Origin of the sequence: Polaribacter sp. IC066, assembly GCF_007997085.1 — a bacterium.
In the GTDB taxonomy this organism is placed as follows: Bacteria; Bacteroidota; Bacteroidia; order Flavobacteriales; family Flavobacteriaceae; genus Polaribacter.
In genome coordinates, this window is record NZ_VORR01000054.1 from 1 (window position 1) to 26,692 (window position 26,692).

Genomic DNA, 26,692 nt, shown 5'->3' on the forward strand with positions numbered 1-26,692 from the left:
ATTTTAATATCGACACATAGTTGGTAAAAAATTCTGACTTTTTATGGGTATCACAAAAAGTAGCACTAAGTTCTGATAAATTTTTAATATCTTTGGTATGTAGCATTTTTAGCGTATTGGAATTACATCTTTAAGGTACTGAAATTTAGAAACTTAAAGGAATAAAAATGCTACTTTTTTTATTCTTTTTCTCTTTGTTTTCAAGGGGTAGTGACCTGCGAAACTTGAGTTATTACTTCCAGATTTTTCATAGGCAATCCAATTAGAATCAGTAGACTAGTTCATTACAATGCCTATTCGCTCTAAATTATTACCACCAACATCAATCGTTTTAATTTTTTCAGTTTCAAGATTCACAACTCTTAATCGCACATCATCATCTACAAAAGCAATGTATTTTCCGTTTGGAGACCACGTTGGTTCCAAGCCATTTTAGATTCATCAATAGAAATTTTAGAGATGTCAGACATTCCATCTTGATTTGCAGTAAACAAAGCATATCCTTTTTTTATCTTTATCGGAAAACCAAGCAATTTTATCGCCTTTAGGAGACCAAATAGGTGTACGATCTGCAGTTCCAGAACTCTGTGTAATATTACGCGCATCGCCAAATTCTACAGGAACCGTAAATATTTCACCTCTAGATTCCATAATACCTCTTTTTCCGTTCGGAGATAAAGAGGCTGCTTTTGCAGCTTTTGTAACATTTTCAAATTTAGTGGTTGCCCAAGGGAAATCTCCAACTATATTAATTTTTAATTGTGTAGATTTTTTAGAAGAAAGACTATACGTGTGTAAATATCCATCACGTTCATAGGTTAATGTATTTTTATCGCCTGCCAACCATTTAATGTCAGAACCCTTAAATTTAGTAATTTGTGATAAATTTTTAGTATTGATATTGTATTTCTAGATATTCATGACGAAGTCTCTATCAGAAAGAAAATAAATAGCATCGCCTATCCATAAAGGTTGCACATCTGTGGTGTTGGTATGTGGTAATAAAATTTCTTCAGAAATTTTTAAGTATAAAAGAATCAAAGGCGTATTTTGACCGCCACGGTAAGCGCTCCATTCTCCATCCCACCGGCTCATTTTATCAACAACCATTCGCTGACCATCTTCAGAAAAAGAACCATCATAGCCCCATTGTTTAGAAATTAAAGTTGGCGCGCCACCCTTTACAGGAACAGTCCATAATCTATTATAAGGTCTTGGTGCAGTTTCTCTAGAACTTGCATACAAAACTGATGTTCCATCATTCGGCCAACCGCGAACATCAGAACCATTGGGGTGCCAAGTTAATCTAGTAGTTTCACCACCAAGAATGGAGACTATGTAAACAGCATTACTTCCTGATTTATTGGAGGTAAAAGCAATCCATTTTCCATCAGGTGATAAGTAAGGATTCGATTCTCCCGCAGGTGTACTCGTAATTCTTTTAGTTTCATTAGTATCAAAAGTATGCACCCAAATATCATTTGCATAGGTAAATACTATATGTGTAGCATTGATGTCAGGTTGTCTTAATAGTCTTGTTTTTTGGGCGTTTGTTATTTTGATGTCCAAGAAAAGGAACAGGATTATCAACGGCAAAACTTGGCACTTCTTTTTAAAATGTAACATAGATATTATTTATTTGATTGGTTTTTTAAAGGTAAGTAAAAAAGAGTAGTTCTTTAGAGTTAATGATAGGTACTCCGTTAAAAAAGAAAGGGTTATAAATATGTAATAGATTTTATAACGTTTTTTAAGCATACTGTTTTAGATTTTTGGTAGCCATAATTTCATTTTTTTTGTTCGCTTGTTAAGAGTCGCGCTTTATTTCCCAACCTACCAATATGCTTTTTTATTGCGTAAAAACGGAAATAAAAAAGTATTTCCATTGCAATTACTAACCCAAGTATATTTGCAAACAATTTGAGTAATTAAAAAAAAGTGATTTGTTTTAAAGTTGTTTTTTTATTCATTTGACCTACAAATAATAAAGAATAAATTACCTTTGTTTTGAAAACCATAACTATGACATTAATAAAATCAATATCAGGAATCAGAGGAACAATTGGTGGCAAAACTGCTGACAATTTAACGCCAATAGATGCTGTTAAATTTGCAGCTGCTTACGGCGCATTTATCAAATCTAGAAGTAAAAAAAGGTCTGAATTAAATTCAGAACGTGTAAAAGTAGTTATTGGTAGAGATGCCCGTATTTCTGGTAAAATGATTTCTAGTTTGGTTGCAAACACATTGGTAGGTTTAGGAATTGATGTTATAGATTTAGGGTTATCAACCACACCAACCGTAGAAGTTGCCGTGCCTTTAGAAAAAGCAGATGGCGGAATTATTTTAACAGCATCTCACAATCCGAAAGAATGGAATGCTTTAAAATTATTAAATGAAAAAGGAGAGTTTTTAAACGGTACAGAAGGCGAAGAAATTTTAGCTTTGGCAGAAAGTGAAGCTTTTTCTTTTGCAAAAGTAGATGATTTAGGTGTTTATAAAAAAAATAAAAAATATTTAAAAAAACATATTAAAGAGGTTTTAAAGCTTGATTTGGTGGATGTAAAAGCTATTAAAAAAGCAAAGTTTAAAGTCGTTGTAGATGGTGTAAATTCTACTGGAGGAATTTTTATTCCTGCGTTGTTAGAGAAATTAGGGGTAGAATGTGTAAAATTATACTGCACACCAAATGGCGAGTTTCCGCACAATCCAGAGCCTTTAAAAGAAAATTTAACTGATATTTCTGAATTGGTTGTGAAAGAAAAAGCAGATTTAGGAATTGTAGTAGATCCTGATGTAGATCGATTGGCTATTATTTCTGAGGATGGTTCTATGTTTGGCGAAGAATATACATTAGTGGCTTGTGCAGATTACGTTTTAGGACGTTTAGGTGGCGGAAATACAGTTTCTAATTTATCTTCTTCTAGAGCGTTAAGAGATGTTACTGAAAAACATGGCGGAACTTATACTGCAAGTGCCGTTGGTGAAGTAAACGTGGTGATCAAAATGAAAGAGACCAACACAGTTATTGGTGGCGAAGGAAACGGAGGAATCATTTATCCTGCTTCTCACTATGGTCGTGATTCTTTAGTGGGTGTTGCATTGTTTTTATCACATTTAGCGCATCAAAAAGTGTCTTGTAAAACATTAAGAGATTCATACCCTAGTTACTTTATGAGTAAAAATAAAATTCAATTAACACCAGAAATTAATGTTGATGAGATTTTAAAAACAATGGCATCTACTTACAAAAATGAAGATGTAAACACAATAGATGGTGTGAAAATTGATTTTGCGAACGAATGGATTCATTTAAGAAAATCGAATACAGAACCAATTATAAGAATTTATACAGAAGCTAAATCTCAAGAAGCAGCAGATGCTTTGGCACTAAGATTCATCAATGAAATAAAAGCAATTATAGCCTAAATGTTTCAGAAAAAACTGTTATTATTAGGGATTATTCTTTTTGCATTATCAATAAGTGCGCAAGAAGAAAAGAAAAATAAAGTGATTAATAAAGGTAAGTTCTTTATGTATTGGGGCTGGAACTGGGCTGGATATTCTGGCTCTGACATCCGTTTTAAAGGAAATAATTATGATTTTACCTTACGAGATGTAAAAGCACGAGATACACCATCGGACTTTACGTTTAAAAAATATTTTGGAATTACAAACTTAACCAAACCGCAAACAAACATGCGAATAGGTTATTTTTTTAAAGAAAATTATACAATTTCAATTGGTGTAGATCACATGAAATATGTGGTAAACAACGATCAGTTTGTAGCTATTGATGGTGACATTACTATTGCAGATAATAAGTATAATGGTGTTTACACGGGGCAAAAAATTCAATTAACAGAAGATTTTTTACGATTAGAGCATACAGATGGTTTAAATTATATTAATATGCAAGTATATCGTTTTGATGATATTAGCCGTTGGTTTGGTTTAGATTCAGAAAGTTTTCAAATAAATGTAACAGAGGGTTTGGGAGCAGGTATTTTATATCCGAAAACAGATACCACGTTGCTAGATCAAGAAAGACACGATGATTACCATGTTTCTGGTTACGGTCTTTCTGCAGGAGCTGGATTAAATATTGTGTTTTTAAAACACTTTTTTATTCAGGCAGATTTAAAAGCTGGTTATATAAATATGCCAGATGTTAAAATAAGTACCAATCCTTTGGATAGTGCTTCTCAAGATTTTTTCTTTTTACAGAACAATATTTTAATTGGCGGCAAATTTAGATTATAATGGAAAATTTAGAGCAATATTTCAATCAATTTCGCAAGAACATTGTAGGCATCAATCAAACGTTTGAATCTCCTTATGGAGAACAAAATTTAATTTACACAGATTGGACGGCAAGTGGAAGGTTATACCATCCTATTGAAGAAAAATTGTTGCATAAATTTGGGCCATTTGTAGCAAATACGCATACAGAAACATCTACATCTGGCGCAGCAATGACCTTGGCGTATCACGAAGCTAGAAATATTATTAAGCGTCATGTAAACGCAAATAACAATGATGTTTTAATTACAACAGGCTCTGGAATGACGGCCGCTGTTAATAAATTTCAGCGAATTTTAGGTTTAAAAGTTACAGAGAGCTTAAAAGAGTACACAACTGTGCCTGAAGATTTAAGACCGATTGTTTTTATCTCTCACATGGAGCATCATTCAAACCAAACATCGTGGTTAGAAACCATTGCCGACGTAGAAGTTGTTCCTTGCAACGATGAAGGTTTAGTCTGTTTAGAAAGTTTTGAAAAATGCATTCAAAAGCACGAACATAGAAAAATAAAAATAGCTTCGATAACGTCTTGTTCTAATGTTACAGGCATAAAGACACCTTATCATAAAGTAGCAAAATTAATTCATCAGTATAACGGATTGTGTTTTGTAGATTTTGCTTGTTGCGCACCTTATGTGCAAATAAATATGCACCCAGAAGTAGAAGAGGAGTATTTAGATGCTATTTTCTTTTCGCCGCATAAATTTTTAGGAGGTCCCGGTAGTGCCGGTGTTTTAATTTTTAATAAGAAATTGTATAAAAATACAATTCCAGATAATCCTGGAGGCGGTACGGTAAGTTATACAAATCCTTGGGGGCAACACGATTATTTTGATGATGTAGAAACCAGAGAGGATGGCGGAACACCTGCTTTTTTGCAAACTATAAAAATTGCGCTTGCAATTCAGTTGAAAGAAAAAATGGGTACGGCAAACATCAAAAAAAGAGAAGATGAAATTAACGAAATTGTTTTTAAAACGTTAGAAGGTTTAAAAGGTGTAAAAATATTAGCGCCAAATCAGAAAAAAAGATTGAGTATTTTTTCTTTCTATTTCGAAAAATATCACTTTAATATGGTGGTAAAATTATTAAATGATCATTTCGGAATTCAAACAAGAGGCGGTTGTTCTTGTGCCGGAACTTACGGGCATTTTCTATTAAACGTAGACCAAGAAACATCTAATAGAATAAAAGGTGAAATTTTGTTGGGTTGCAGTACTCAAAAACCGGGTTGGGTTCGTTTGTCTTTACATCCAACAATAACAACAAAAGAATTAGATTTTATTTGTAATTCATTACAAGAATTATCAGAAAATATAGAAACTTGGTCTAAAGAGTATATGTATGACACGGTTAAAAATGATTATGTGCATAAAACAGTAAAACCAATTGAGCAAGCATTGGTTACTTCTTGGTTTTCGGTTTAGCAACTCTCATTTTTTGCCATTCTTCAAATTTATCTCTATGCTTAAATCGTTTATGAGACCATAAGTATAGTTCAGGTTGTTTTTTGACGTTTTCTTCGGTTAAAGCAAGATATTTGTCGGTAATTTCATATCCGTCGACATACGCTCTCGGACTTTCTGTTAGCATTTGGAACTCTGTTTCGTAATGACCTCTTTTAACTTTTCTAGTTACGTAGTTCACAACGACCAGATCAAACTTTTTGGCAAGCATTTCTGCGCCTGTATGGATAGGTACTTTTACGCCAAAAAACTCGGTCCAATAATGTGTTTTATGCAATTGTGGCGATTGATCACTTAATAGAATATACAAACCTTGAATTTTTTCAGTATAATTCTTTTGCATTCCTTTTACGGTATCTGAGGTTTTGTAACCAATAATTCCAAATTTCTCTCTAGAATCTCTCACCGCTTTTTCAAAATACTTATTTCCTAATTTTGTGTAAGCTCCGTAAATATTACCCGCTGCAATTAGCGGTAAACTAATAGACCATTCCCAATTTGCTTGGTGTGCACCAACTAAAGCAATACTTTTTCCTTGTTTTACAAAATCATTAATCAATTCAGGATTTTTGTATTTGTAGCGTTTTAAGATTTCTTTTTCACTGATAGAAAAAGCTTTTACGCTTTCCATAAATAAATCTGTAAAATGTTTAAAAAAGAGTTTAGAAATTCGCTTTTTTTCTTCGGATGATTTTTCAGGAAACACCAAAGAAATATTGTCATAAACTACCTGTTTTCTGTATCTAAAAACATAGTAGATTAGAAAGAAAAATATATCAGACTTTATATATAAAATCCGCATTGGTAATCTTGAAAGTACCCAAATAAAAGGGTAGGTAAGTGCAAAAATTAAAAATGACATATGTTTATATTTAACCAAACAAATATCCGTATTTAAAATTAAAACAAGAGAGCAAACCCAAAGAGATTTGTTATTTTTGTAGGATGTTACAAGGGTCAAATATTACCATATTATTAATAATTGCTGCCAACGTTTTATTCTCAATGAAAGGCTTTGACGATTATAAATTTTTAGACAAGTACAAATTTCAAGTGGGCAGCATAAAAGGCGATGAAAAAATTAGAATGTTAACTTCTGGCTTTTTACATGTAGATTGGATGCATCTTGGCTTTAATACGTATGCACTCTATATCTTCGGCGATTTTGTTTCGAATAATTTAGGGACAATTCCTTTTTTAATTATCTATTTTGGTAGTTTATTGGCTGGGAGTTTATACACTTTACACTATCATAAAGATGAGCCTTATTATAGCGCTGTTGGTGCTTCTGGGGCTGTTTCCGGAATCGTGTACGCATCAATTTTAGTATTCCCAGATATGCAGTTGTTATTGTTTTTTGCAATACCTATTCCGGGTTATATTTTTGGAGTTGGTTATTTGTTGTATTCTATTTACGGTATGAAAAAGCAAGTAGGAAACATTGGGCATGCAGCACATTTAGGCGGTGCGATAGGCGGTTTTATTTTAACGCTCGTTTTAAAACCAGCATTATTTTCTACAAATACTATTTTTGTAGTTTTATTAGCAATTCCGATATTAATCGTCTTGTTTTTTGGTGATAAATTGAAGCGTTTATAACTTGAGATAAAGCTAATGTCACTATTTTATTTTAGGAAACTCAATTTCGTAAAATAGGGAAGTTATAAATCCAAAATGGCAAGTTGAACGAACTCCACTTCTTGTGTCGATTTTGTTTCAGGTTCTAGCGTAATGCTGTGCTCATTATTCTTATGTGCTCTATAGTAGTTTCTTAAGATGTTATTTTTTGATATTACGATGGTTTTTTGGGGCGTTTGTTTTTTATTTAAAATTTATCATCTTAATTTTTAGAATTTTCATTAAATTTATGGCATAAAAAAGACTTCTTTATTTCTAAAAAAGTCTTTTGAGCGAAAGACCAGGTTCGAACTGGCGACATTCAGCTTGGAAGGCTGACGCTCTACCAACTGAGCTACTTTCGCGTGGTAAAGAGCTGCAAATATAGAATCATTTTTGACTTGTGCAATGTTTTTTTAACCAAAAAGTTAGTAAAATTTTTTATCTTTTCTGATTACTTTTAAAAAGTGAAAACCATAAATAGCATAGCCCTGATTATAATAGAACTTATGTGATTTAGCGTTAGTTACATAAGTGTTTAATTCCATGGCTTCACATCCTTTAGATTGTACATAAACATCAATCCAATTAAAAAAATATTCTCCTAATTTTTTTCCTCTGAACGCTTCATCTATTACAACATGGTCTGGCGCTGCACTTTTACCAATATAGTGCCTTGTGGTATACCAAAGTCCAGCAATGCCCACAAGTTTATGGTCTGAAAATAACCCAACGCATTCGTAGTGAGTTAAATGAGCCATTTCTAAAACTCTCTTTTCTAATATATCTAAAGGAGTTTTTGTGTTGATTGTAGATAAAAGCGGTAGTATGATTAGAATATCTTCTGTTTTTATAATTTCAATATTTATGGACATCATAAAGTTTTTAGTGAATACATCGTTTATATTTTAAATCCTTAAAACGTTAAAGGAGTTTAAAAAATATTAAAATTAAAATGTTTTATAGCATTAGCATTCTTTTTTTATCAGTTTATATAGTAAGTGTCAAAAAAAGAAGCGTTCAAAGACTGCTCATAATCAACAATAAAAAAGAAAATAAGTAGGTGTTTAGAATTGTTCTTGTGCTGTAAAAGAGGTGAGATTTCTGGGTTTTTAGAACCAACCTGTCTGCCGGTAGTCAGGGAGCCAATACTTAATCCTTGCTATCTGACAAACATAGATGAGTTAAAATAATAATGTTTTCTTTATCTCGATGATATTATTTTAATTAAGCAAGGTGTCATTAAAAAAAAAATAGTGCAATCCTTTATTTTAAAAGGGTTTCTAAAACTATTTTTTTAATAGAACACTAATAATTCAGAATAGAAGCACTATAGCTTTCAGTAGCTTTTTTCAAACTTTCTGATAGTGACTTTAACCAACTCATATGATTTGAAATTAAATAGGCTTCTTGCAAACTATGAAGGGTTTTGGTATCTAATGCTGTATTTCCTTTTTTTATATTTTCATCTCTTAAATTAGACAATTGTTGGTATGTACTTAATAATTTATCTTCTGCTTCTTCAACCGTTTCTGTGTTTATTTGTTCTTCAATTTGCTTGTTCTCTAAACTGTCGCAAGATCTTTGTAGCGTATTAGAAATTGTACATGTTAAGGTGTTAAATTCTTTAGAGGCTGGTGTGGTTTTATGGTTGATAATAAAATTACCGATAGACGCAATCGCAGAAATCATTGTTTGGTTTAGGGTTACAATTTCATAAATTAATTGAAATTCTTTTTGTTTCGATTTCGGATCTTGCGTTAACCTTTGAAAGGACGCATTTAAATTACCAATCGCTAAAAATGCATCTTTTCTGGCTAAATTATAAGAAAGTCTATGCGCCGTTGGGTTTTGATATAATTCTTGCGTGGCCAAAAGGTATTTTTTGTTCATTTTTAAAGCGTTCAATAATATCTTTTTTAAATTATTGGCTTCCCAGCTTGGTAAAATTAGATAATTAGAGACTACGGCAATGGTAGCGCCAATGATGGTGTCGATAACCCGATACTGAATTACTTCAAAAGCATCAGGATTCATTAAAGAATACACAAAAATGATGCTAATGGTAATCAATGCAGCTGCGGATTTATAATTTTGCTGAATTAATGAAAATGCTAAGATCAAAGAAATAAATGCTAAAACACCATAAACATAAGTGTTTTGGGTAATTAATACAATGCCAACGGCAATTACAGCGCCAATGAGTGTGCCAATGATACGATCTTTTGAGCGCTCTTTTGTTAAACCATAACTCGGCCTCATAATCACAACAATGGTCAGTAAAATCCAATACGTGTTTTGTATATCAAACAGAAAGCCTAAAAGATAGCCAAACACAATGGCCATTGTTAGTCTAAAAGAATGCCTAAACATGGTAGAATTCAAACTTAAATTTTGAATAAGAACATTTAATCGATACTCTTGTAAGGTTAAAAACTGACTCGAATCTTCTCTTTTTAAAGATACTTTAGAGGCGTCTTGAACATTGGCCATTAAACGTCTAATAATTCTAATTTCTTGCAGTAATTGTTCTTGGTAATCGTATAAATTTTTTAAGACAATTGCGCCTTCTCTTGCTTCGGGTAATTTTACCGTTTCTATGTAGTTTGTAATCGATTGGTTTGCTTTAGATAAAGCGCTTAATAGAATTTCTTTGTTGGGTATTTTATCATTTTGAATCAACAATTCAGATAAAAGGATGAGGTGATTCCCCATTATTTTGTTCAGCTTTTTAGAAGCTTTAAGAAATTCTTTATGTTCGCCAAAAATTTCGTCGATCATTTTGTAATCGAGATGTTTTGCTTCTATCAATTCGAAAATTTTAATAGAAGAAACGAAAATTAAGAGTTGTTTTTCTTCGTAACGCGAGCGCCCAGAACGTTTACGAGCTGTTAGTAACGTTTCTCGGAGTGTTTCGTGCTTTTCATTTATTTGATGTTGCAACACAAAGGTTTGTTTCATGCGTTCATCTCGCTTTGTTTTTTTTGTTAATAATTTGGCGCGTAACTTTAGATATTCGCCAATAAGCAGTAACGAATCAGATAGTAATTGGTTCTGATCTTTTTTAGGCGCAAGTTTTTGAAAAACAAGCGATACTACTAAATACCAAAGACCACCAATGCCCATTAAAGACACATGCATCAAAATATCTTGTGTTGTTTCTTTTTGAACAGCAAATGATATCACGATGGCTAACAAGCCAGAAAAAGAGACTAAAGACGCTCTAAAACCATAAACAGAAATAAGTGAAACAAGAAATGAAATAATAGCAAGTGTTATTAATAATAGCGGTAAAAAGGGTTTTGAAAATAGAATGATAGCGGTAATTAGCATCGTTAATACAATACTTATTAAAATGGCATTTACTTTACGCTTTATACTTCCAGGGATGTCTCCTGGTGTATTTAAGAAAGTACCAACAACAATAGCAGGTGCATATTCAAAGTAGCCTAAAAAATAAAGCAAAACAAAGGGCACAGCAATTCCTACGCCAAGGCGGATGCCTCTATCAAAGTTAGAACTTTTTAGAAATAATTCTAGTTGTTTAAGTTTATCTTTCAAGTACTTTTATAATTTGACTACAAAGTTATGATAATTGAATGAGGTATGGTCTTTTAAGGTTGCTTTAGTTGTGATGTTAAAAAGTAGTTTTAGTTAAAAATGAGATACAATCTTTTTAGTTAGATTTTAGTTTAATAACCCGACGCTTTTATTTTATGCCAGTTTAATGCTAAAATGTCGTTTAAATAGTATAATTTTAGTTTCAATAATTTTTTCGAATAATAAAGATGCTACCATTTATTAATCAGAATCTATTGAAGATTTTTAGATAGTAGCGTAGTATTCTTTATCAAGCGCAGAAAGATAATTTGAGTTTTAATTTTTTACGACTGTGTGCAGTTAAGTTGGTATTATTTTAATTCTAAATATGTGAATAAATATGGGTAAGAAATTTCTAGAATATAAGGCAGAAGTAAATAGCGTTTGAAAAACAAAATATAGAAACCATCAACTTTAACAATAAATAGAAGTGTTTACAACAGGGTTTGCCATAAATGATGAGATAGTTAATCGTTAATTTAAAGCTATAAGTATTACTACAATAAGTAGGTTTTTAGACCGAGTTAAGTAGGCGCTGAATACATCATTAAATACGTTACGTTTGGCAAACAACAAAGCAGCGCATCTAATTATTAAAACTTACTTTTGGAAATAAAACTATGAAACATAATTTTAATACTTTTTAATAAGAAGTATCGAGTAATTATCTTGAAAGATAACAGGCAAAGCAAGCTCTTATAATTTGGAAATATCGGTAATAAAGTAGATGTTTGTATCATTATTGCAGGTGTAAATACAGGCGATATTGGGATTGTTCTTGATGACAGCGTTTAACTTATAGAAAACCAAAAGCAACAAGTACAAAAAAGTGAAGACTTGTTTGATAGTTTGTTGTATTCACATTTAAGGGAGTGTTGGTAAAATAAATTCATTGTGATTTAGCGATGTATTGAGCGCAGTCAAAATGAAGCAATCTCTCCATAAAATAAACAGCTTGCTTTTGTTAAATAACATGTAATGATTTTGCAATCCCTTATAAAATAACAAAGAATGTGTAAAGAGCTAAAGTTTAAGAAATTATCAACAAAAGATTTGGCAGCATTAAAAGCAGCTAAAGAAACGATGCATACTTTAGGTTGGGCTATCCGAAATGTAAATAAGATTGGTAATACCATAGAAGATGGTATAAAGTACGTACCAGAAAAAACTTTGGTTAAAATTCAAAAAGCGACCAAGTCTATATTATTAGGCGTTATAAAAGCAAATTTAGTAACGATACAAAAAAATAAAGAATTTAAAAAACCATCTAAAAGGACTTACAAAGCAATTGTAACAAGTTCTGGAGTATTAAGTGGTTTTTTTGGATCTACAACTGGGTTGGGTACCGCTATTTTTACATCAGAATTAACCCTCACCACAAAATTTATAATGCGTACTATACTTGATATTGCACGCAGCGAAGGCGAGGATATTTATACTTTAGAAGGGTAGTTGGCTTGTTTAGAGGTCTTTGCTTTGGGTGGCGATTCTAACCAAGATGATGGTATGGAATCAAGTTATTATTCAACCCGCATTGCATTAAGTTCTGCCTTATCTTCTATTTCTGCATCAGGTGTAAAATTAGGTGTTGATGCTATGATACAAGGCATAAGTGCGGTAGGCTCAGCTGTGCTCACTAATTTTATCTCTAAAATTGCCACACGATTAAGCCTTTTAATTAGTGAGAAATTTTTGGCACAAGCCATTCCTATAGTAGGTGCAATTGGTGGCGGTTCTTTAAATTATGTATTTGTGAATCATTTTCAAGAAATGGCATCAGCACATTTTAAAGTAAGACAATTAGAACGTATATATGGGGCGTTGCTAGTACAGGAAATCTATGAAAATATTGATTTGGATTGATATAACTAAAAAAAACGATCATGGAAAACAAATCTATTCAAAATGAAATTTGGTTATTAGTTATTGGAGTTGATTTTAAAGAGCTTATATATAAAAGCGAAGTTTTAGAAAAAGGGGCCTAAAACCAAATAGAAAAAGCGAGCATTCATTCTTTAAAGCACAAAATAAAGTTAGTAAACAACCGAGAGGCCTTAAAACAAGTACCTGCAATAATTAGGTATTTACTTATGATTCGTTATTAAAATAATTTTAATTAAATGATTAGAGTCAAATGTTTTTTAGACAATATCAAAATCTGGAAAAAGCATACAAATTATATCGAAATTTATCTAGGCTTATAACCAACAAAAATTAAAACTTCGGAAATTATAGGATAGGTTAAATGTGATAAAAAAGTGAGATCATCACAATTTAAAAGCTTTCGTAGTATCGCTAGAAGAATGTTTTTACTCTATAAAAAATACTCAACTATTTTTGATAATAGAAGTATAAATGATTCCGCAGAACTTTTAAGTGTTAAAAAATAAAGCGTTTAGAGTGCAATTTAGAGGCGTTAGCGATGTGAGTTTTTTCTGATATAGACTCCCTAGATTATTTGCTTAATTATAATAATCTCACTAAAACAATTGTTGATTTGAGCTTTGACCAAGCAGTAATATCTACCCCGCCAGTAAAGATTTTTGGTTCAGAATAATTCAATTTCATAGCTGAATTGTGTACTCTTTTGTGTACCTGTTGTAAAAGTAAGAAAATAGAAGACATAAAAAAACGAATTGTGAGACACAATTCGTTTTTTAGTAGGTTTAGGTCTTGTAGCGAGAACGGGATTTGAACCCGTGACCTCAGGGTTATGAATCCTGCGCTCTAACCAACTGAGCTACCTCGCCATTATTTTTCGAGTGCAAATATAGAAACTTTTTATAGATTAGCAACACGTGTTTTTAATTTTTTTTACATTGATTTATTACCTATATTGCCCAACTAACGAAACAAAGAATGGACAAAATACAATTTGAAATAGAAATACCTATACATGCGTCTCCTAATATGTTGTATCAGTATATTTCGTCGCCATCTAATCTACAAGAATGGTTTGCAGACAAAGTAAACGCTAGAGGTAAGGTATTTAGTTTTGTATGGGAAGGTACAGAAGAATTAGCCGATTTAGTGACAAAAAAAGCAGGCGAGAGAATTCGTTGGAAATGGCATGAAAGTGAAGATGACGAAAGTTTTTTTGAAATAAGAATTCAAGTAGACGCACTTACAAAAGATGTTTCTTTAATTGTGACCGATTTTGCAGACGATGAAGAAGAGGTAGAAGAGTCTAAGCAGCTTTGGGAAAATCAAATAGAAGAATTGAGGCACACAATTGGTGCTTAAAATTAATCTTAAATAATATTAAAACCAGCATAATTGCTGGTTTTTTTATGCTTACAATCTATTGAATTACGTTAATTTTGCAATTCTTAAAAATAAAATAATGGTTAATTTTAATGGCGAGTTATTAATTGAAAAAAACGTACAACTTTCTTCAGAAAATAGAGGTTTTAAATATGGAGATGCAATTTTTGAAACGATAAAAGTAAATCAGCATAAAATTGTTTTCTGGGAAGACCATTATTTTAGATTAATGGCATCTATGAGAATGTTGCGTATGAAAATACCCATGCAATTTACCATGGAGTTTTTAGAAGAAGAAATATTAAAAACAGTTGCTGCGCAAGATAAAGCACTTGCCTATAGAGTTCGGTTAAACGTTTTTAGAAAAGATGGTGGTTTATATACTCCTAAAACCAATGAAATAGATTATTTAATTGATGTAAAAGCGAGCGAATATAAAACGAAAGATATCTATTTTGTAGATGTTTTTAAAGATTTTTATAGTTACTCGGGTTTATTGTCAACCATTAAAACCAATAATAGAATGCTAAATACTTTGGCCAGTATTTATGCTAAAGAAAATGATTTAGATAACTGTGTTTTAATTAATGAGAAAAAAGGGGTTGTAGAGGTTGCCAATGCCAATATTTTTGTCTTAAAAGGAAATGTTATAAAAACGCCTGCGCTAACAGAGGGTTGTATAAAAGGAATTGTGCGGGGTAAGGTCATTGAAATTATTGCTAAAAACCCAGGTTTTACGCTAGAGGAAACTACAATTTCTCCTTTCGAAATTCAAAAAGCAGATGAAGTTTTTATAACCAATGCAATTATGGGGGTACAAGCCATTACAAATTATAAAAAGAAAAAATTTATAACCGAATTTTCGAGTAAAATAAGTAAAAGTCTAAAAGTTTTAGAAGTTACATCGGCCTAATTTAAATTGATATCACTCGGGGCGTTTGCCCAAATTTTATAATTACCACCTTTCTGTAATATTTTATTTCTCCATAATGAAGCGTTATCTTCAGAGAATATATTTTTAAGGTCGTTTTCTGAAATAAACCAAGAGTTTATATCGAGTTCATCGATAAGTTGATGTTTTCCCCAGCCAGAATATCCTAAAAAAAAGCGAATATCAGTTTTAGCTAAAGCTGCGGTGTTTAGTAATTGTTTTAAGGCATCAAAATTGCCTCCCCAATAAATTCCACTAGCAACTTCGATGCTATCTGGTATTAGGTTGGGTACTCTATGAACAAAGTATAAATTATCTTGCTCAACAGGGCCTCCTTGGTATACTATAAAATCAGAATTTATTTCTGGTAATAAATCTTGCAACGTAAATTCTAAAGGTCTGTTTAATATAAAGCCAACAGAGTTGTTTTCGGTATGCTCTGTAATCAATATAATTGATCTATTAAATGAATTATCATTCAAAATAGAGGGTTCAGCAATTAATAATCTACCTTTTAAAGGTTTTAAATAGGGCATAGGTAAATATATAGAAAATATAGGAATAAAAAAAACTCTCTTAAAAAGAGAGTTTTATTATAAATTATCTTGTAAAGACTAGTTTACAGCTTCACTTAAGCCTGCCCCAGCTTTAAATTTAGCTACATTTTTAGCCGCAATTTGAATCGTTTTTCCAGTTTGAGGGTTTCTACCACTTCTTGCTGCTCTGTTAGAAACAGAGAAAGTTCCAAAACCAACTAATGCAACTTTACCACCATCTTTCAATGCAGTTGTTACATTACCTGTAAAAGATTCTAAAGCTGCTTTCGCTGCTACTTTCGATATTCCTGCATCAGCAGCCATTGCATCGATTAAATCAGATTTGTTCATAATAAATAGATTTTAAATTAATTGTATATTGTTTGTGCTTTCAAAGCTCAACAAATATAGACGTATTAAGGGTTTGCGCAAATTTGCACCCATAAAAAGCCGTGTTTTGTTAATAAGTAGCTGTAAATTGTTAATAAAGGAAACCTTAAATTTCAAAAAATCTTAAAAACCTTGTAGAATGTAGTATTTAAAGCATTCTTGCATTTTCAGAGAACGTAAACCCGTTTAACAGACTTTGTGTGTTCATTTTCTTTTTTCCTGCCAATTTAATTTCTTTGATGATAATAAAACCATGCTGTACAGCAACTTTCATTTCTTTTTTTGAGGTAATAATTTTTCCTGATGCAAATTCATGCACTTCTTCCTCTTTTTGAACTTCATAAATTTTTGCAGAAATTTCTCCATCTTCATTATAGATTTGTGTCCAAGCAACCGGAAAAGGATTTAAACCTCTAATTTTATTATATATAAGGTCTATAGATTTAGACCAATCTATTTTTGTGTTTTCAGAATGTAGTTTTGGGGCTGATTTTTCTTCTAGTTCAGGTTGTTTTTTTGTTGTTATATTTCCTTCAGCAATTAAATTGACTGTTTTTGCAACTAAATCTGCACCTAAAACCATTAATTTATCATGCAAAGTACCAACAGTTTCTTTACTAGTTATGGAAATCTCTTCTTGTAAAATAATTTCTCCGGTATCAATTTTGTCATCAATAAAAAATGTGGTTACACCTGTTTTAGTTTCTCCATTAATAATTGCCCAATGTATAGGGGCGGCTCCTCGATATGCGGGTAATAAAGACGCGTGTAAATTAAATGTGCCAAATTGTGGCATTTGCCAAACTACCTTTGGCAACATTCTAAAAGCAACAACAATTTGCAAATCTGCTTTTAGATTTTTTAATTCCTGCTGAAATTCTTCGTTTTTTAAATTTGTAGGTTGTAGAACTGTTAAGTTTTGAGATAGTGCATATTTTTTTACGGCAGATTCATTTAGTTTTCTGCCTCTTCCTGCGGGTTTATCTGCCGCAGTAACCACACCAACTATCGTGTATGTATGTTCTACTAAATGTTTTAAAATGGTGACAGCAAAATCTGGAGTGCCCATAAAAACGATGCGTATATCTTTCATTATTTTTGTTTTAATTGGTATTTATTTTGATAGTTTATCTGTATTTTATGATCAGACAACAGGGACCGCAAATGTATTAAAATGTCTTTTTCATTTGCCTGTAATTGTTGGTTTATTTCTTGTGATGATAAACTAGTATTTTGTTTTAAAATTGATAAAATCATCAAAGAAACATCTAAAGGTTTGGCTCTTTTTTCTGCTAAACAGACATCACAAATTCCACATTTTTTTGTTGATTTTTCATCAAAATAACCTAGAATTTGAATACTTCTGCAGGTGGTATCATTTTGAATATACGCTAAAAAGGCTACTGATTTTTTTTCTTTTTGTTTTAGAAATTGCACAATTTCTCTAGAAAAAACATTGATAGTTCTATCGTCTTCTCTAGGCACTAAAAACTTTATTTCTATGTCTGTGTGTACTCGATGATATATTAAAATTTTATCTGTATGCAAACGTTCTAAATTGGCAATCACCTGTCTAGAGGTGCAATTGTTTTTTTTTGCTAATAGAAATTCATCAACTTTAACTTCTTGTTGAAATAAACCTGTATAAGTTCTTAATAAAGAGTTGATAAAGTTTTTAGTATCAATATTATTGATAGCGTAAGAAATAACTGTTTTACTGCTTTTATCAAAAATTATGGTAGATTTTTGGTTAAAGGTATTTGCCATTTCTATGACACCATTATTCGCTAAAATATTTAAAACAGTGCCTACTTTTTTTTGTGAAAATTGATAAATTTTACAGAATTCAGAAACCTGAAGTTGAAGCATTTCTTCTAAAATTTCTCCCTTTACAATTCTAAAATATTGATATAGTTTTCTGTGAATCTCTTTTACTTCGGCTAGCGATGGAAGCCCTTTTTTTAGTTGCTGTGCATATACGGCAATATCATTTTCATTTTTTAATAAAACAGCAAATGACTTGTTTTCATTTCTACCCGCTCGTCCAGATTCTTGAATGTAATTCTCTAATGAAAAAGGCAAATCAAAATGAATAACTACGCCAACATTTGGTTTGTCAATTCCCATTCCAAACGCATTTGTTGCTACAATTATGGGTGTCTTTTCGGTCATCCAATTTTCGTAAGCATGTTGTTTTTCTATGGCAGATAATCCGCCGTGATAAAAACTGCTTTTAAAATTATTGGCATTTAAAAATCGGGCAATTTCAGCTGTTTTTTTTCGAGAGCTTACATATACAATTGCAGGCGATTTTGTTTTTACAAAAATTTGTTGCAACCTTAATAATTTATCCTCTACATTAAAAACTTGATAGGCTAAATTTTCTCTAAAAAAAGATTTCCTAAAAATTTCTGGTTCGTTTAAATCAAGATTTATAGCAATATCATGCAGCACTTTTTTATTAGCGGTTGCTGTAAGAGCAATAAAGTTAACATCTGGAATTAGTTCTTTTAGAATTTTAATACTTCTGTAAGAAGGTCTAAAATCATGACCCCATTCAGAAATACAATGTGCTTCATCAATGGCTACAAGGCTAACATTTAGTTCCTTTAGCTTTTGTTGTATGAATAAAGATTGCAGTCTTTCTGGAGAAATATATAAAAACTTGTACTTGCCAAATTTTATGGTGTCAAAAAGTGCAATCATTTCATCCTGTGTAGCGCCAGATTTTATGGTTGTCGCTTTTATATTTCTGCTTTTTAAGTTTTCTACTTGATCTTGCATCAAGGCAATTAAAGGAGAAATAACCAAGCAAACACCGTCTTTTACAAGCGCAGGGACTTGAAAACAAATCGATTTTCCGCCGCCTGTTGGCAATAAGGTAATTACATCTTTTTGTTGTAAAACTGCATCGATAATAGCTTCTTGCGGCTCTCTAAAAGAGTCGTAATTCCAGTATTCTTTTAATATGTTTTTTGCCGAATTCATAAATCGCAAGAAAGCGAATGAATTATAAAATTAGTTCGTTCATCTACAGTGCCAAAAGGCACATTTATAATTTTGTACTTTAAATCTGCGTAGGCTTGTAAAAGATAGGTATCGATAGCAATCGATTCTTCAAAAGTCTCATAGCGTTCATTATCAGTAGTGTGTATTTCTTTCCAGGGCGAAAAATGAAAAATAAGATTGTATGTATACTGTTTACTTTTTTCGAGGAATACAGAAGGGAAATCCGTTTTAAAATAATTCATGTAGGCATGCACATCCGGAATTCCTCTATCAAAAAAAACAAGATCTTTTGTAAGCTGCTCTGCCGCTATATATTGTTCTTCTCTGCCTTTTAAAAGCATTTCGCTAAAAAGCAACGGTTCGGTTAAAAATAGTTGTTCAATTCCTTGTTGTTGCGCTTTTAGTGTTACAGCTCTAGATACTTCATCAAAACAATGGTATCCTTTTGTTTTTAAGGCATTTATAATAGTCGTTTTCCCGGTTCCGGGGCCACCAATTAAAACAATTTTTTGTTGGTTATTTTGCAATTATTTCGTGTTAGAATTGTTATTTTTGATTTTCTCTTTTAGTGAGTTCCACAAAAATAAATCATTCGTTTTATAAAACTAATTTTTAATGTAGTTTTGTGGCTTGCTATTTGTAAATAGTGTAATAGACTTTCAATTATGAGTGATAAAAATGAGTTTTATAGCAATTTAAAGGTTCAGTTAGAGGATACTACTGATTTTCCTGCAGATTATATGTATAAATTTATAGTGCCTACAGATGCCAATCAATTAGAAGAGGTGCAAAATTTGTTCGATAATAGGGGGGCTGTTATTAAAACTAAAAATTCTAAAACGGGCAAATATGTGAGTATAACCATCGTTTTAATGTTAGAAAATGCAGATCAGATTATTAGTTACTATAAAAAGGTAGAAAAGATTAAAGGAATTATATCATTATAAAATTATAAAATTATGAAAAAGTTAGTATTAGTTGTCGTTTTATGTTTTTCAAGTATTCTTTTTTCGCAAAAAAGAGACAAAGTACTGTTAACAATTGATGGTAAAAAAACCATGGTTTCTGATTTTAAAAGAATCTATGAAAAAAATTTAGATGCCATAGATAACGAAGAAGCAAAAGATGTAGAGAAAAATTTAGAGTTATACATTAATTACAAGCTAAAAGTAAAAGAAGCATATCGTATAAAGTTAGATACGTTATCGTCTTACGTAAAAGAAATGGAAGGGTATAAAAACCAACTTTCTGCGCCTTATATGCAAGATACAACGTTTATTAATAAATTAGTTCAAGATGCGTATGATAGAACTAAATATGAGATAAAAGCAAAACACATTTTGGTGAGAACTCCAAAAATCCCGACTCCTAAAGATACGTTAGAAGCGTTTCAAAAAATTACAAAAATAAGAGATAGAATTGTAAAAGGAGAAGATTTTGAATTGGTAGCAGAAGAAGCTTCTGAAGATGATTCTGCAAGAGATGACGTTAAAAGTGGCCGAGAAGCAAACAAAGGTAATTTAGGTTATTTTTCTGCTTTTAAAATGGTGTATCCTTTTGAAGAGGCTGCTTATAGCACCAAAGTTGGTGAAGTTTCTAGGCCGTTTAAAACACGTTTTGGTTATCATATTATAAAGGTAGATACTTTAAGAGCCTCTAGAGGCGAAATAGAAGTTGCACATATTTTATTAAACGATAAAAGTGAAAAAGGCGAAGAATTGATCAATTCTATTTATGATAAATTAGAAAATGATGAGCAATTTAGAGCGTTAGCTAGAAAGTATTCTAATGATGAAGGTTCAAAATCTAAAGGAGGAAAATTAAGAAAATTCGGAACAGGTATGATGGTAAAATCTTTTGAAGATGTTGCTTATAGCTTACAAAATGAAGGCGAATATTCTAAACCTTTTAAAACGCGTTTTGGTTGGCACATTGTTCAGTTGATAAAAACACACCCTGTTCAGTCTTTCGAAGAAATGAAAGATGAGCTAAAAAGCAAGGTAAAGTCAAGTGCTAGAGCTCAACTATCAGAAAAAGCAGTGGTCGATAAACTGAAGAAAAAATACACGATTGTAGAAAATAAAAAAGCCAAAGAAATTTTTGACAATGAAAACATAAGATCAATTGCTACAGATTCTCTACAATCGGTATTGCTTACAATCAACAAGCAAGAAATTAAGCAAGAAGCTTTTATAGCGTATATTCAGAATAGAAATAGCCTGCCCGTTTTTGAACTTTTTGAAGAATTTAAAGACAAAGAAATTTTAACATATTACAAAGACAATTTAGAAAAAACAGAACCTGAATTTGCATATGTTTTGAGAGAATACAAAGATGGTTTGTTGTTGTTTGAATTGATGCAAGAAAAAATTTGGAGTAAATCTTCTAAAGATACCTTAGGTTTAAAAAACTATTACACCACCAATATTATCAGGTATAATAAAGAATATGAAAAAATAAAAGGTGAAGTAATGAACGATTATCAAACCTATTTAGAAAAAAAATGGATTACAGATTTAAGAAATACAAGTGCGATAGAAGTAGATAAAAAACAACTTAAAAAATTGATTAAATTTTATAAAAAGTAAATAATGAAAAAATTTACAGGGCTTTTTTTATTGATTGTATTTGCTACTTCTTGCAACTATTTTCGGGTAGAAGAAAAAGAGGATACACCTTCAGAAATAATAGCTATTGTAAATACTGAAAAACTTTTTAGAGCAGACTTAAAAGATATTTTGCCAACTAATATTAGTCCAGCAGATAGTATTGTCTTGGTAAAAGGGTATATCAATGATTGGGCAATTAAACAATTATTGTTAAAAAATGCCGAAACCAATAGTTCTTTAGAAGATGTTAAAGAGATTACAACGCTTGTAAGAGATTATAAAGAGAGTTTATTAATTAACAGTTATAAAGAAAGGCTTATTAGGCAGCGTTTAGATACCATTATAGAAGAAGAGGAAATTGAAGTTTTTTATGATAAAAACAGAGAGAATTTTCGATTGAATGAAGAGCTCATAAAAATAAAGTTTTTACATTTTGATAACAATATTATCAATAAAAAAGAATTTATAAATTTGTTTAAATCTGATAAAATAGAAGATTTAGAAGCATTAGAAAAGCAACAATTAAGTTTTAAATATTATCAGTTTAACGATTCTGTTTGGACGCAATTAGATAAGGTTTTGTTAAAACTACCATTTTTGAAGGACGATCTGTTAAAAAAAACGAAATTCACTCAAAAACAAGATTCATTAGGTTTATATTTGGCGACTATTAAAGACGTTTTAGTTAGAAACGATACCGCACCGTTAAGCTATATAAAACCTACAATAAAGCAAATGATTTTACACAAACGTAAAATTGAATTAATAAGAGACATAGAAAAAATATTAGTAAAGGATGCAACAAAAAACAAGAATTTTAAAGAGTATTAAAATAACACTAGTATCATTCCTTTTTGGGTTGATGAGCATTGCTACTTTTGCACAAAAAATAAAAATAGATGGGGTTGCAGTAGTTATTGGTAAAAATATTGTTTTAGAGTCTGATATCGATAAGTTTAAGCAAGAAATAGAAGTAAGGTCTGAAGGTAAAATTAAAATTACCGATTGCGAAATGTTAGAGGAGCTGATGCAACAAAAATTATTAGCGCACCATGCTATCATAGATAGTGTTCTTGTTGTAGACGAAGAAATTTCTGCAAGAGTAGATAAAAGCGTGCAGTATTTTACACAGCAATATGGCACGGTAGATAAGGTAATTAAAGCCTATGGTTTTAATGATTTAGACGATCTAAAAAAAGAATTATTTACGGTTCAAACTGAAAATGCTTTAATAGAAAAAGAACAACAAAAAATTACAGAAAAGGTAGATGTGACTCCAGAAGAAGTTCGTATTTATTTTAATAGTTTAAAAGATAAAGGAGAGTTGCCAGAGTTTTCCGCAGAAATTGAAATAGCACAAATAGTTCTGAATGCAAGTCCAACTGAAGAAGAAACAGAAAGAATTATCAATAAATTAATAGCGCTTAAAAAAGAAATTGAAGACGGCGCTCTTTTTAAAATGAAGGCAATTATAAATTCTGATGATCCTGGGGTTGCTCAAAACGGAGGAGAGTATGAAGTTACGAAAGAATCTCAATTTATAAAAGAATTTAAAGAAATGGCTTTTAGTTTAGATGTTGGTCAAGTATCAAAGCCATTTAAATCAGATTTTGGGTATCATTTAATGCAGTTACACGAAGTGAGAGGAAATATGAGGGTTGCTTCTCATATTTTAATGCAACCAGAAATTCCGAGTTCTAAATTAACAGAAACAAGAGAAAAAGCAGAACAGCTTGTAAAAGATATTAGTGCTGGTAAAATTACGTTTGAAGAAGCGGTAAAACAGTATTCTAATGATGAAGATACAAAAAACAACGAAGGTTTAATTTTAAACCCTTACACCGGTGAATCTACATTCGATTTAATAGGAATGGATCCTGCTTTGTATGCTAGAGTGGCAGAACTAAAAAAAGGAGAGCTTACCGAAGTTTTTTACGATCAAGATAGAAGCGGAGAGAAGATGTACAAATTCATGATTATGAGAGATAGAACAGATACTCATAAGGCAGATTTAGTGCAAGATTATGTAAAAATACAAGAGCTGGCTCTTACAAAGAAGAAAGAAGAAACCGTTACGAAATGGTCTAAAGAAAAAATAAAAGACACTTATATTAAAATGTCTAACACCCATAGTAAGTGTAGTTTTGAGAAAAATTGGAAAAAAGAAACAGGTAAATAATGTCTGATGTGCAAGCTGTAAATGATTTAGTAGTAAAATACAATTCATTAAAAACCGAAATTGGTAAAATAATAATAGGACAAGAAGGGGCTGTAAACTTTACGTTATTATCCTTCTTTTGCGGTGGTCATTCGCTATTAATTGGCGTTCCAGGTTTGGCAAAAACGTTGTTAGTAAATACTGTTTCTGATGTGTTAGGTTTAAAGTTTAACCGCATTCAATTTACGCCAGATTTAATGCCTTCAGATATTTTAGGCAGCGAAATTCTAGATGAAAATAGACAGTTTAAATTTATAAAAGGACCTATTTTCTCGAATATTATTTTAGCGGATGAAATTAATAGAACGCCACCAAAAACGCAGGCAGCTTTATTAGAAGCAATGCAAGAGCGTTCGGTAACGATTTCCGGAAATCATTATAAACTAGAATTGCCATTTTTTGTACTAGCAACTCAAAATCCTATCGAGCAAGAAGGCACTTATCCTTTACCAGAAGCACAATTAGATCGATTTATGTTTTCTATTAATTTAGAATATCCAACATTTAAAGAAGAGGTAGAGGTTGTAAAAAGCACAACAGGTAACATTCAGCAAAAAGTGAGCGCTATTTTTTCTGGTGATGAGATTATTGCGATTCAACAGTTGATTCGAAAAATTCCGGTTACAGATAATGTCATTGAATATGCTGTTGGTTTGGTTGGTAAAACAAGACCAAAATCAGAGGCGGCAACAGAAATGGTAAAAAGCTATTTAGATTGGGGTGCTGGGCCAAGAGCTTCACAAAACTTAATTTTAGCAGCCAAAGCGTATGCTGCTGTTAATGGAAAATATTCTCCTGATATCGAAGATGTCAAAGCAGTAGCCATTCCTATTTTAGCGCACAGAATTGTAAAGAACTACAAAGCAGAAGCAGAAGGAATTACGGTTTCATATATTATAAATTCACTTTTATAATTCTCTTTCTCTCGATTATAATAAAATAAACTTCAATTTTTATATTGATTTTAAAATTCATAAACCTTGCAAGATTCCTTTATCTAGCAAGGTTTTTTTGTGTTAGGTGTTTTTTAAAAAGTTCTTAATTTAGCAGTTTAAAAGAGCTTTTCTTTTAAAGAGTATGTGCTTTAAAACGATTAGGTAGGCATATAACAAAACAGACAAAAGAACGTTAGCTTTAAATCGTGTTCAATCAAATAAGAAATAGCGTATTTACCAAAATCTTTTGGGGATTTATGGGATTACATCTGCTCAACATAAGTGTTGATACGGCAGACCATAAGCCTGCACATATCCCTGAAGATTTATCAATTAACGACCAAGAAAGTATTCTCGAAATAGTTTTTGAAAATGTTTTGGGTTACGAAGATGCTTTTAAAGAATATGATGACCACGATAAAGAAGACCACAACAAAAAGACAAGTGTTAAAATTGATTTAACAACTCATTGCATCGCTCATATAGCCTTAAATCAAAAACCTATAATAACAGCTTCACAAAACTTTCCTGACTATAACGCTGTTTTAACAAACGGGTTTCAAAAGCTTAACTTTCCACCGCCCAAGATTTGATTTGTTTTACGAATTGACTAATTCCTGCCTATAAGATAGTAGTGGGATAATTTCATAATGCTTAAAAAACAAAATCTAAAATGTATTTAAAAAAATCATTAATGCTGATAATCCTATTAGCATTCTCAACATATTCTAGTGCTCAAATCACAAAAACTGAAAAGGACAGTATTTACATCCAACAAGTAGAAGGCAAAAAAAAACCTAACAAGGTATTGCACGCTGAACCACTTTTTATTGACTTAATTCGCGATTTGGGGGCGAGGAAAGGAGAAAAAGAGTGGAACATAGGTTTGGGTTTAGCAGATAATTTAAAGTTTGATGCTTATGAAGCTCTAATTGAATATGAATGGGCACCAATTGACAGATTAGGACTTGAGGTCGAATTGCCTTTTACCTTTTATTCACCACAAAGTGGAATAGAAAAGGATTCAATACCTTCAAATAGTCTAAATAGTATTAAAATAGCAATTCAATGGTCATTCTTTGTTAGTGAACCAATGGCAACTTCGATGGCAATTGGGTATATTAATGAGTTTGAGTTATCCGATTTTAGAAACTTTGGAGAGCCTTTTATTAGAGCTAACGTGTACAACCCATTTTTCGTAGTTGCAAAACGTTGGGGAAATAACCTTCATTCCTTAATTTACACAGGTCCAAAGATTGAACAGAATTTTCGGACAAATAAATTTTACATAACGTATGACATTAACACGAGTTTTCATCATATGATTACAGGCACAAGAAACTTTATTGGCATTGAATTCAATAAAACTTTTGACAATGGCGGCTTTGATATGACAGTGCGACCTCAAATGCGTTTAGGAATTTCGGAAAACTTATTAATTGGAATTGTGGCAGGAATTCCAGTGAGCAGAGAAAATGAAAGATTAAGTTCTTTTTTAAGGCTGATTTGGGAACCGAAGCATACACAAAATACGGCTAGCGGTAATGTATATAAAAAATAGGCCAAACACTTTTAAAATTTGACTATTGGCGTGCATGAGGCTTTGTGCTTAACCGAAATTTTCATAGTTCTATATCGCTAACTTTTAACAAACAAAACAGTGGTTAGAATAATTATTAAAGCTTGTAACTATTCAGCCATTTCCGGTAGGAACGGATTTTTGCTAAAAGCAAGCTGAATATTTTCTAGTACTTTTTGTTTATTTTTTTTGAGCGTTGTAATATATCCTCTAATTCTAGCAAAATATTGTGC

General features: G+C 31.5%; 26 protein-coding genes and 2 tRNA genes. 15 read left to right on the forward strand and 13 right to left on the reverse strand.

Features of this window, described 5'->3' with window-relative positions; genetic code table 11:
• Nucleotides 1-276 precede the first annotated feature (276 nt).
• From ES044_RS15180 to ES044_RS15190, 3 genes are all read right to left on the reverse strand, one after another.
• Nucleotides 277-426 (reverse strand): PD40 domain-containing protein, encoded by a 150-nt coding sequence (locus ES044_RS15180; protein ID WP_147120627.1) that lies wholly within the window; start codon nucleotides 424-426, stop codon nucleotides 277-279.
• Nucleotides 427-462: 36 nt separating this feature from the next.
• On the reverse strand, nucleotides 463-843 hold the full coding sequence (locus tag ES044_RS15185; protein WP_147120626.1) for a PD40 domain-containing protein: 381 nt from the start codon (nucleotides 841-843) through the stop codon (nucleotides 463-465).
• 66 nt (nucleotides 844-909) lie between these two features.
• Entirely contained in the window at nucleotides 910-1,569 is a 660-nt protein-coding gene (locus ES044_RS15190; protein ID WP_189663346.1) for a PD40 domain-containing protein, read from the reverse strand.
• 453 nt (nucleotides 1,570-2,022) lie between these two features.
• Between ES044_RS15190 and glmM the strand changes: the two genes are divergently transcribed.
• Genes glmM through ES044_RS15205 form a run of 3 tightly spaced genes read left to right on the forward strand, consistent with a single transcriptional unit; the run spans nucleotide 2,023 to nucleotide 5,732 of the window.
• Nucleotides 2,023-3,429, forward strand: coding sequence for a phosphoglucosamine mutase (gene glmM / locus ES044_RS15195; protein WP_147120624.1), 1,407 nt, complete (start codon nucleotides 2,023-2,025; stop codon nucleotides 3,427-3,429).
• Nucleotides 3,430-4,263 carry a hypothetical protein gene (locus ES044_RS15200; RefSeq protein WP_189663345.1) on the forward strand — a complete coding sequence of 278 codons (834 nt, stop codon included), beginning with the start codon at nucleotides 3,430-3,432 and terminating at the stop codon, nucleotides 4,261-4,263. It abuts the gene before it with no gap.
• Nucleotides 4,263-5,732 (forward strand): aminotransferase class V-fold PLP-dependent enzyme, encoded by a 1,470-nt coding sequence (locus ES044_RS15205; RefSeq protein WP_147120623.1) that lies wholly within the window; start codon nucleotides 4,263-4,265, stop codon nucleotides 5,730-5,732. The genes ES044_RS15200 and ES044_RS15205 overlap by 1 nt, the downstream gene beginning before the upstream one ends.
• On the opposite strand, the gene ES044_RS15210 is transcribed toward ES044_RS15205, so the two are convergent.
• Nucleotides 5,710-6,633 (reverse strand): lysophospholipid acyltransferase family protein, encoded by a 924-nt coding sequence (locus tag ES044_RS15210; RefSeq protein ID WP_147120622.1) that lies wholly within the window; start codon nucleotides 6,631-6,633, stop codon nucleotides 5,710-5,712. The two genes, ES044_RS15205 and ES044_RS15210, sit on opposite strands and share 23 nt — an antisense overlap.
• Nucleotides 6,634-6,716: 83 nt before the next feature.
• Here ES044_RS15210 and ES044_RS15215 point away from each other — a divergent pair, with 83 nt between their 5' ends.
• Nucleotides 6,717-7,370: a rhomboid family intramembrane serine protease gene (locus ES044_RS15215; protein ID WP_147120621.1), complete on the forward strand. Its 654-nt coding sequence runs from the start codon at nucleotides 6,717-6,719 to the stop codon at nucleotides 7,368-7,370.
• A gap of 310 nt (nucleotides 7,371-7,680) precedes the next feature.
• Here the strand turns inward: ES044_RS15215 and ES044_RS15220 are convergent.
• The 3 genes from ES044_RS15220 to ES044_RS15230 all read right to left on the reverse strand — a co-directional run bounded on the left by ES044_RS15220 (nucleotide 7,681) and on the right by ES044_RS15230 (nucleotide 10,949).
• A tRNA-Gly gene (locus ES044_RS15220) sits at nucleotides 7,681-7,753 on the reverse strand.
• 63 nt (nucleotides 7,754-7,816) lie between these two features.
• Nucleotides 7,817-8,263 carry a GNAT family N-acetyltransferase gene (locus tag ES044_RS15225; protein ID WP_147120620.1) on the reverse strand — a complete coding sequence of 149 codons (447 nt, stop codon included), beginning with the start codon at nucleotides 8,261-8,263 and terminating at the stop codon, nucleotides 7,817-7,819.
• 433 nt (nucleotides 8,264-8,696) lie between these two features.
• Nucleotides 8,697-10,949: an FUSC family protein gene (locus ES044_RS15230; protein WP_147120379.1), complete on the reverse strand. Its 2,253-nt coding sequence runs from the start codon at nucleotides 10,947-10,949 to the stop codon at nucleotides 8,697-8,699.
• A 1,050-nt stretch (nucleotides 10,950-11,999) separates the two neighbouring features.
• Here ES044_RS15230 and ES044_RS19555 point away from each other — a divergent pair.
• Entirely contained in the window at nucleotides 12,000-12,440 is a 441-nt protein-coding gene (locus tag ES044_RS19555; protein ID WP_147120380.1) for an EcsC family protein, read from the forward strand.
• Nucleotides 12,441-12,851: an EcsC family protein gene (locus ES044_RS19560; RefSeq protein WP_147120381.1), complete on the forward strand. Its 411-nt coding sequence runs from the start codon at nucleotides 12,441-12,443 to the stop codon at nucleotides 12,849-12,851.
• A gap of 813 nt (nucleotides 12,852-13,664) precedes the next feature.
• On the opposite strand, the gene ES044_RS15245 is transcribed toward ES044_RS19560, so the two are convergent.
• Nucleotides 13,665-13,738 (reverse strand) — tRNA-Met (locus tag ES044_RS15245).
• A 109-nt stretch (nucleotides 13,739-13,847) separates the two neighbouring features.
• Here ES044_RS15245 and ES044_RS15250 point away from each other — a divergent pair.
• Entirely contained in the window at nucleotides 13,848-14,231 is a 384-nt protein-coding gene (locus tag ES044_RS15250) for an START-like domain-containing protein (protein ID WP_147120382.1), read from the forward strand.
• A 100-nt stretch (nucleotides 14,232-14,331) separates the two neighbouring features.
• Nucleotides 14,332-15,165 carry an aminotransferase class IV gene (locus ES044_RS15255; protein WP_147120383.1) on the forward strand — a complete coding sequence of 278 codons (834 nt, stop codon included), beginning with the start codon at nucleotides 14,332-14,334 and terminating at the stop codon, nucleotides 15,163-15,165.
• Here the strand turns inward: ES044_RS15255 and ES044_RS15260 are convergent.
• From ES044_RS15260 to ES044_RS15280, 5 genes are all read right to left on the reverse strand, one after another.
• Nucleotides 15,162-15,719, reverse strand: a complete 558-nt coding sequence (locus tag ES044_RS15260) for a YqgE/AlgH family protein (protein WP_147120384.1) — start codon at nucleotides 15,717-15,719, stop codon at nucleotides 15,162-15,164. The two genes, ES044_RS15255 and ES044_RS15260, sit on opposite strands and share 4 nt — an antisense overlap.
• Before the next feature lie 78 nt (nucleotides 15,720-15,797).
• A complete protein-coding gene (locus tag ES044_RS15265) occupies nucleotides 15,798-16,070 on the reverse strand; it encodes an HU family DNA-binding protein (RefSeq protein WP_147120385.1) in 273 nt (90 codons plus the stop codon).
• Nucleotides 16,071-16,257: 187 nt separating this feature from the next.
• Nucleotides 16,258-17,202 carry a methionyl-tRNA formyltransferase gene (gene fmt, locus ES044_RS15270; protein ID WP_189663324.1) on the reverse strand — a complete coding sequence of 315 codons (945 nt, stop codon included), beginning with the start codon at nucleotides 17,200-17,202 and terminating at the stop codon, nucleotides 16,258-16,260.
• Nucleotides 17,202-19,097 (reverse strand): ATP-dependent DNA helicase RecQ, encoded by a 1,896-nt coding sequence (locus tag ES044_RS15275; RefSeq protein ID WP_147120386.1) that lies wholly within the window; start codon nucleotides 19,095-19,097, stop codon nucleotides 17,202-17,204. The genes fmt and ES044_RS15275 overlap by 1 nt, the downstream gene beginning before the upstream one ends.
• Nucleotides 19,094-19,645 (reverse strand): AAA family ATPase, encoded by a 552-nt coding sequence (locus ES044_RS15280; protein ID WP_147120387.1) that lies wholly within the window; start codon nucleotides 19,643-19,645, stop codon nucleotides 19,094-19,096. The genes ES044_RS15275 and ES044_RS15280 overlap by 4 nt, the downstream gene beginning before the upstream one ends.
• 138 nt (nucleotides 19,646-19,783) lie before the next feature.
• On the opposite strand from ES044_RS15280, the gene ES044_RS15285 reads away from it, so the two are divergent.
• From ES044_RS15285 to ES044_RS15315, 7 genes are all read left to right on the forward strand, one after another.
• Nucleotides 19,784-20,065, forward strand: a complete 282-nt coding sequence (locus tag ES044_RS15285) for a DUF493 family protein (protein ID WP_147120388.1) — start codon at nucleotides 19,784-19,786, stop codon at nucleotides 20,063-20,065.
• Between the two features lie 12 nt (nucleotides 20,066-20,077).
• On the forward strand, nucleotides 20,078-21,706 hold the full coding sequence (locus tag ES044_RS15290) for a peptidylprolyl isomerase (protein ID WP_147120389.1): 1,629 nt from the start codon (nucleotides 20,078-20,080) through the stop codon (nucleotides 21,704-21,706).
• 3 nt (nucleotides 21,707-21,709) lie between these two features.
• The gene (locus ES044_RS15295) at nucleotides 21,710-22,558 is read left to right on the forward strand and encodes a hypothetical protein (protein WP_147120390.1); all 849 of its coding nucleotides are present in this window, start codon (nucleotides 21,710-21,712) and stop codon (nucleotides 22,556-22,558) included.
• Nucleotides 22,524-23,906 carry a peptidylprolyl isomerase gene (locus ES044_RS15300; protein WP_147120391.1) on the forward strand — a complete coding sequence of 461 codons (1,383 nt, stop codon included), beginning with the start codon at nucleotides 22,524-22,526 and terminating at the stop codon, nucleotides 23,904-23,906. Before ES044_RS15295 ends, ES044_RS15300 begins: the two co-directional genes overlap by 35 nt.
• Nucleotides 23,906-24,859, forward strand: a complete 954-nt coding sequence (locus ES044_RS15305; RefSeq protein WP_147120392.1) for an AAA family ATPase — start codon at nucleotides 23,906-23,908, stop codon at nucleotides 24,857-24,859. The genes ES044_RS15300 and ES044_RS15305 overlap by 1 nt, the downstream gene beginning before the upstream one ends.
• A gap of 278 nt (nucleotides 24,860-25,137) precedes the next feature.
• The gene (locus ES044_RS15310; RefSeq protein WP_189663325.1) at nucleotides 25,138-25,473 is read left to right on the forward strand and encodes a hypothetical protein; all 336 of its coding nucleotides are present in this window, start codon (nucleotides 25,138-25,140) and stop codon (nucleotides 25,471-25,473) included.
• Nucleotides 25,474-25,553: 80 nt separating this feature from the next.
• A complete protein-coding gene (locus tag ES044_RS15315) occupies nucleotides 25,554-26,441 on the forward strand; it encodes an HAEPLYID family protein (protein ID WP_147120394.1) in 888 nt (295 codons plus the stop codon).
• Nucleotides 26,442-26,692 lie beyond the last annotated feature (251 nt).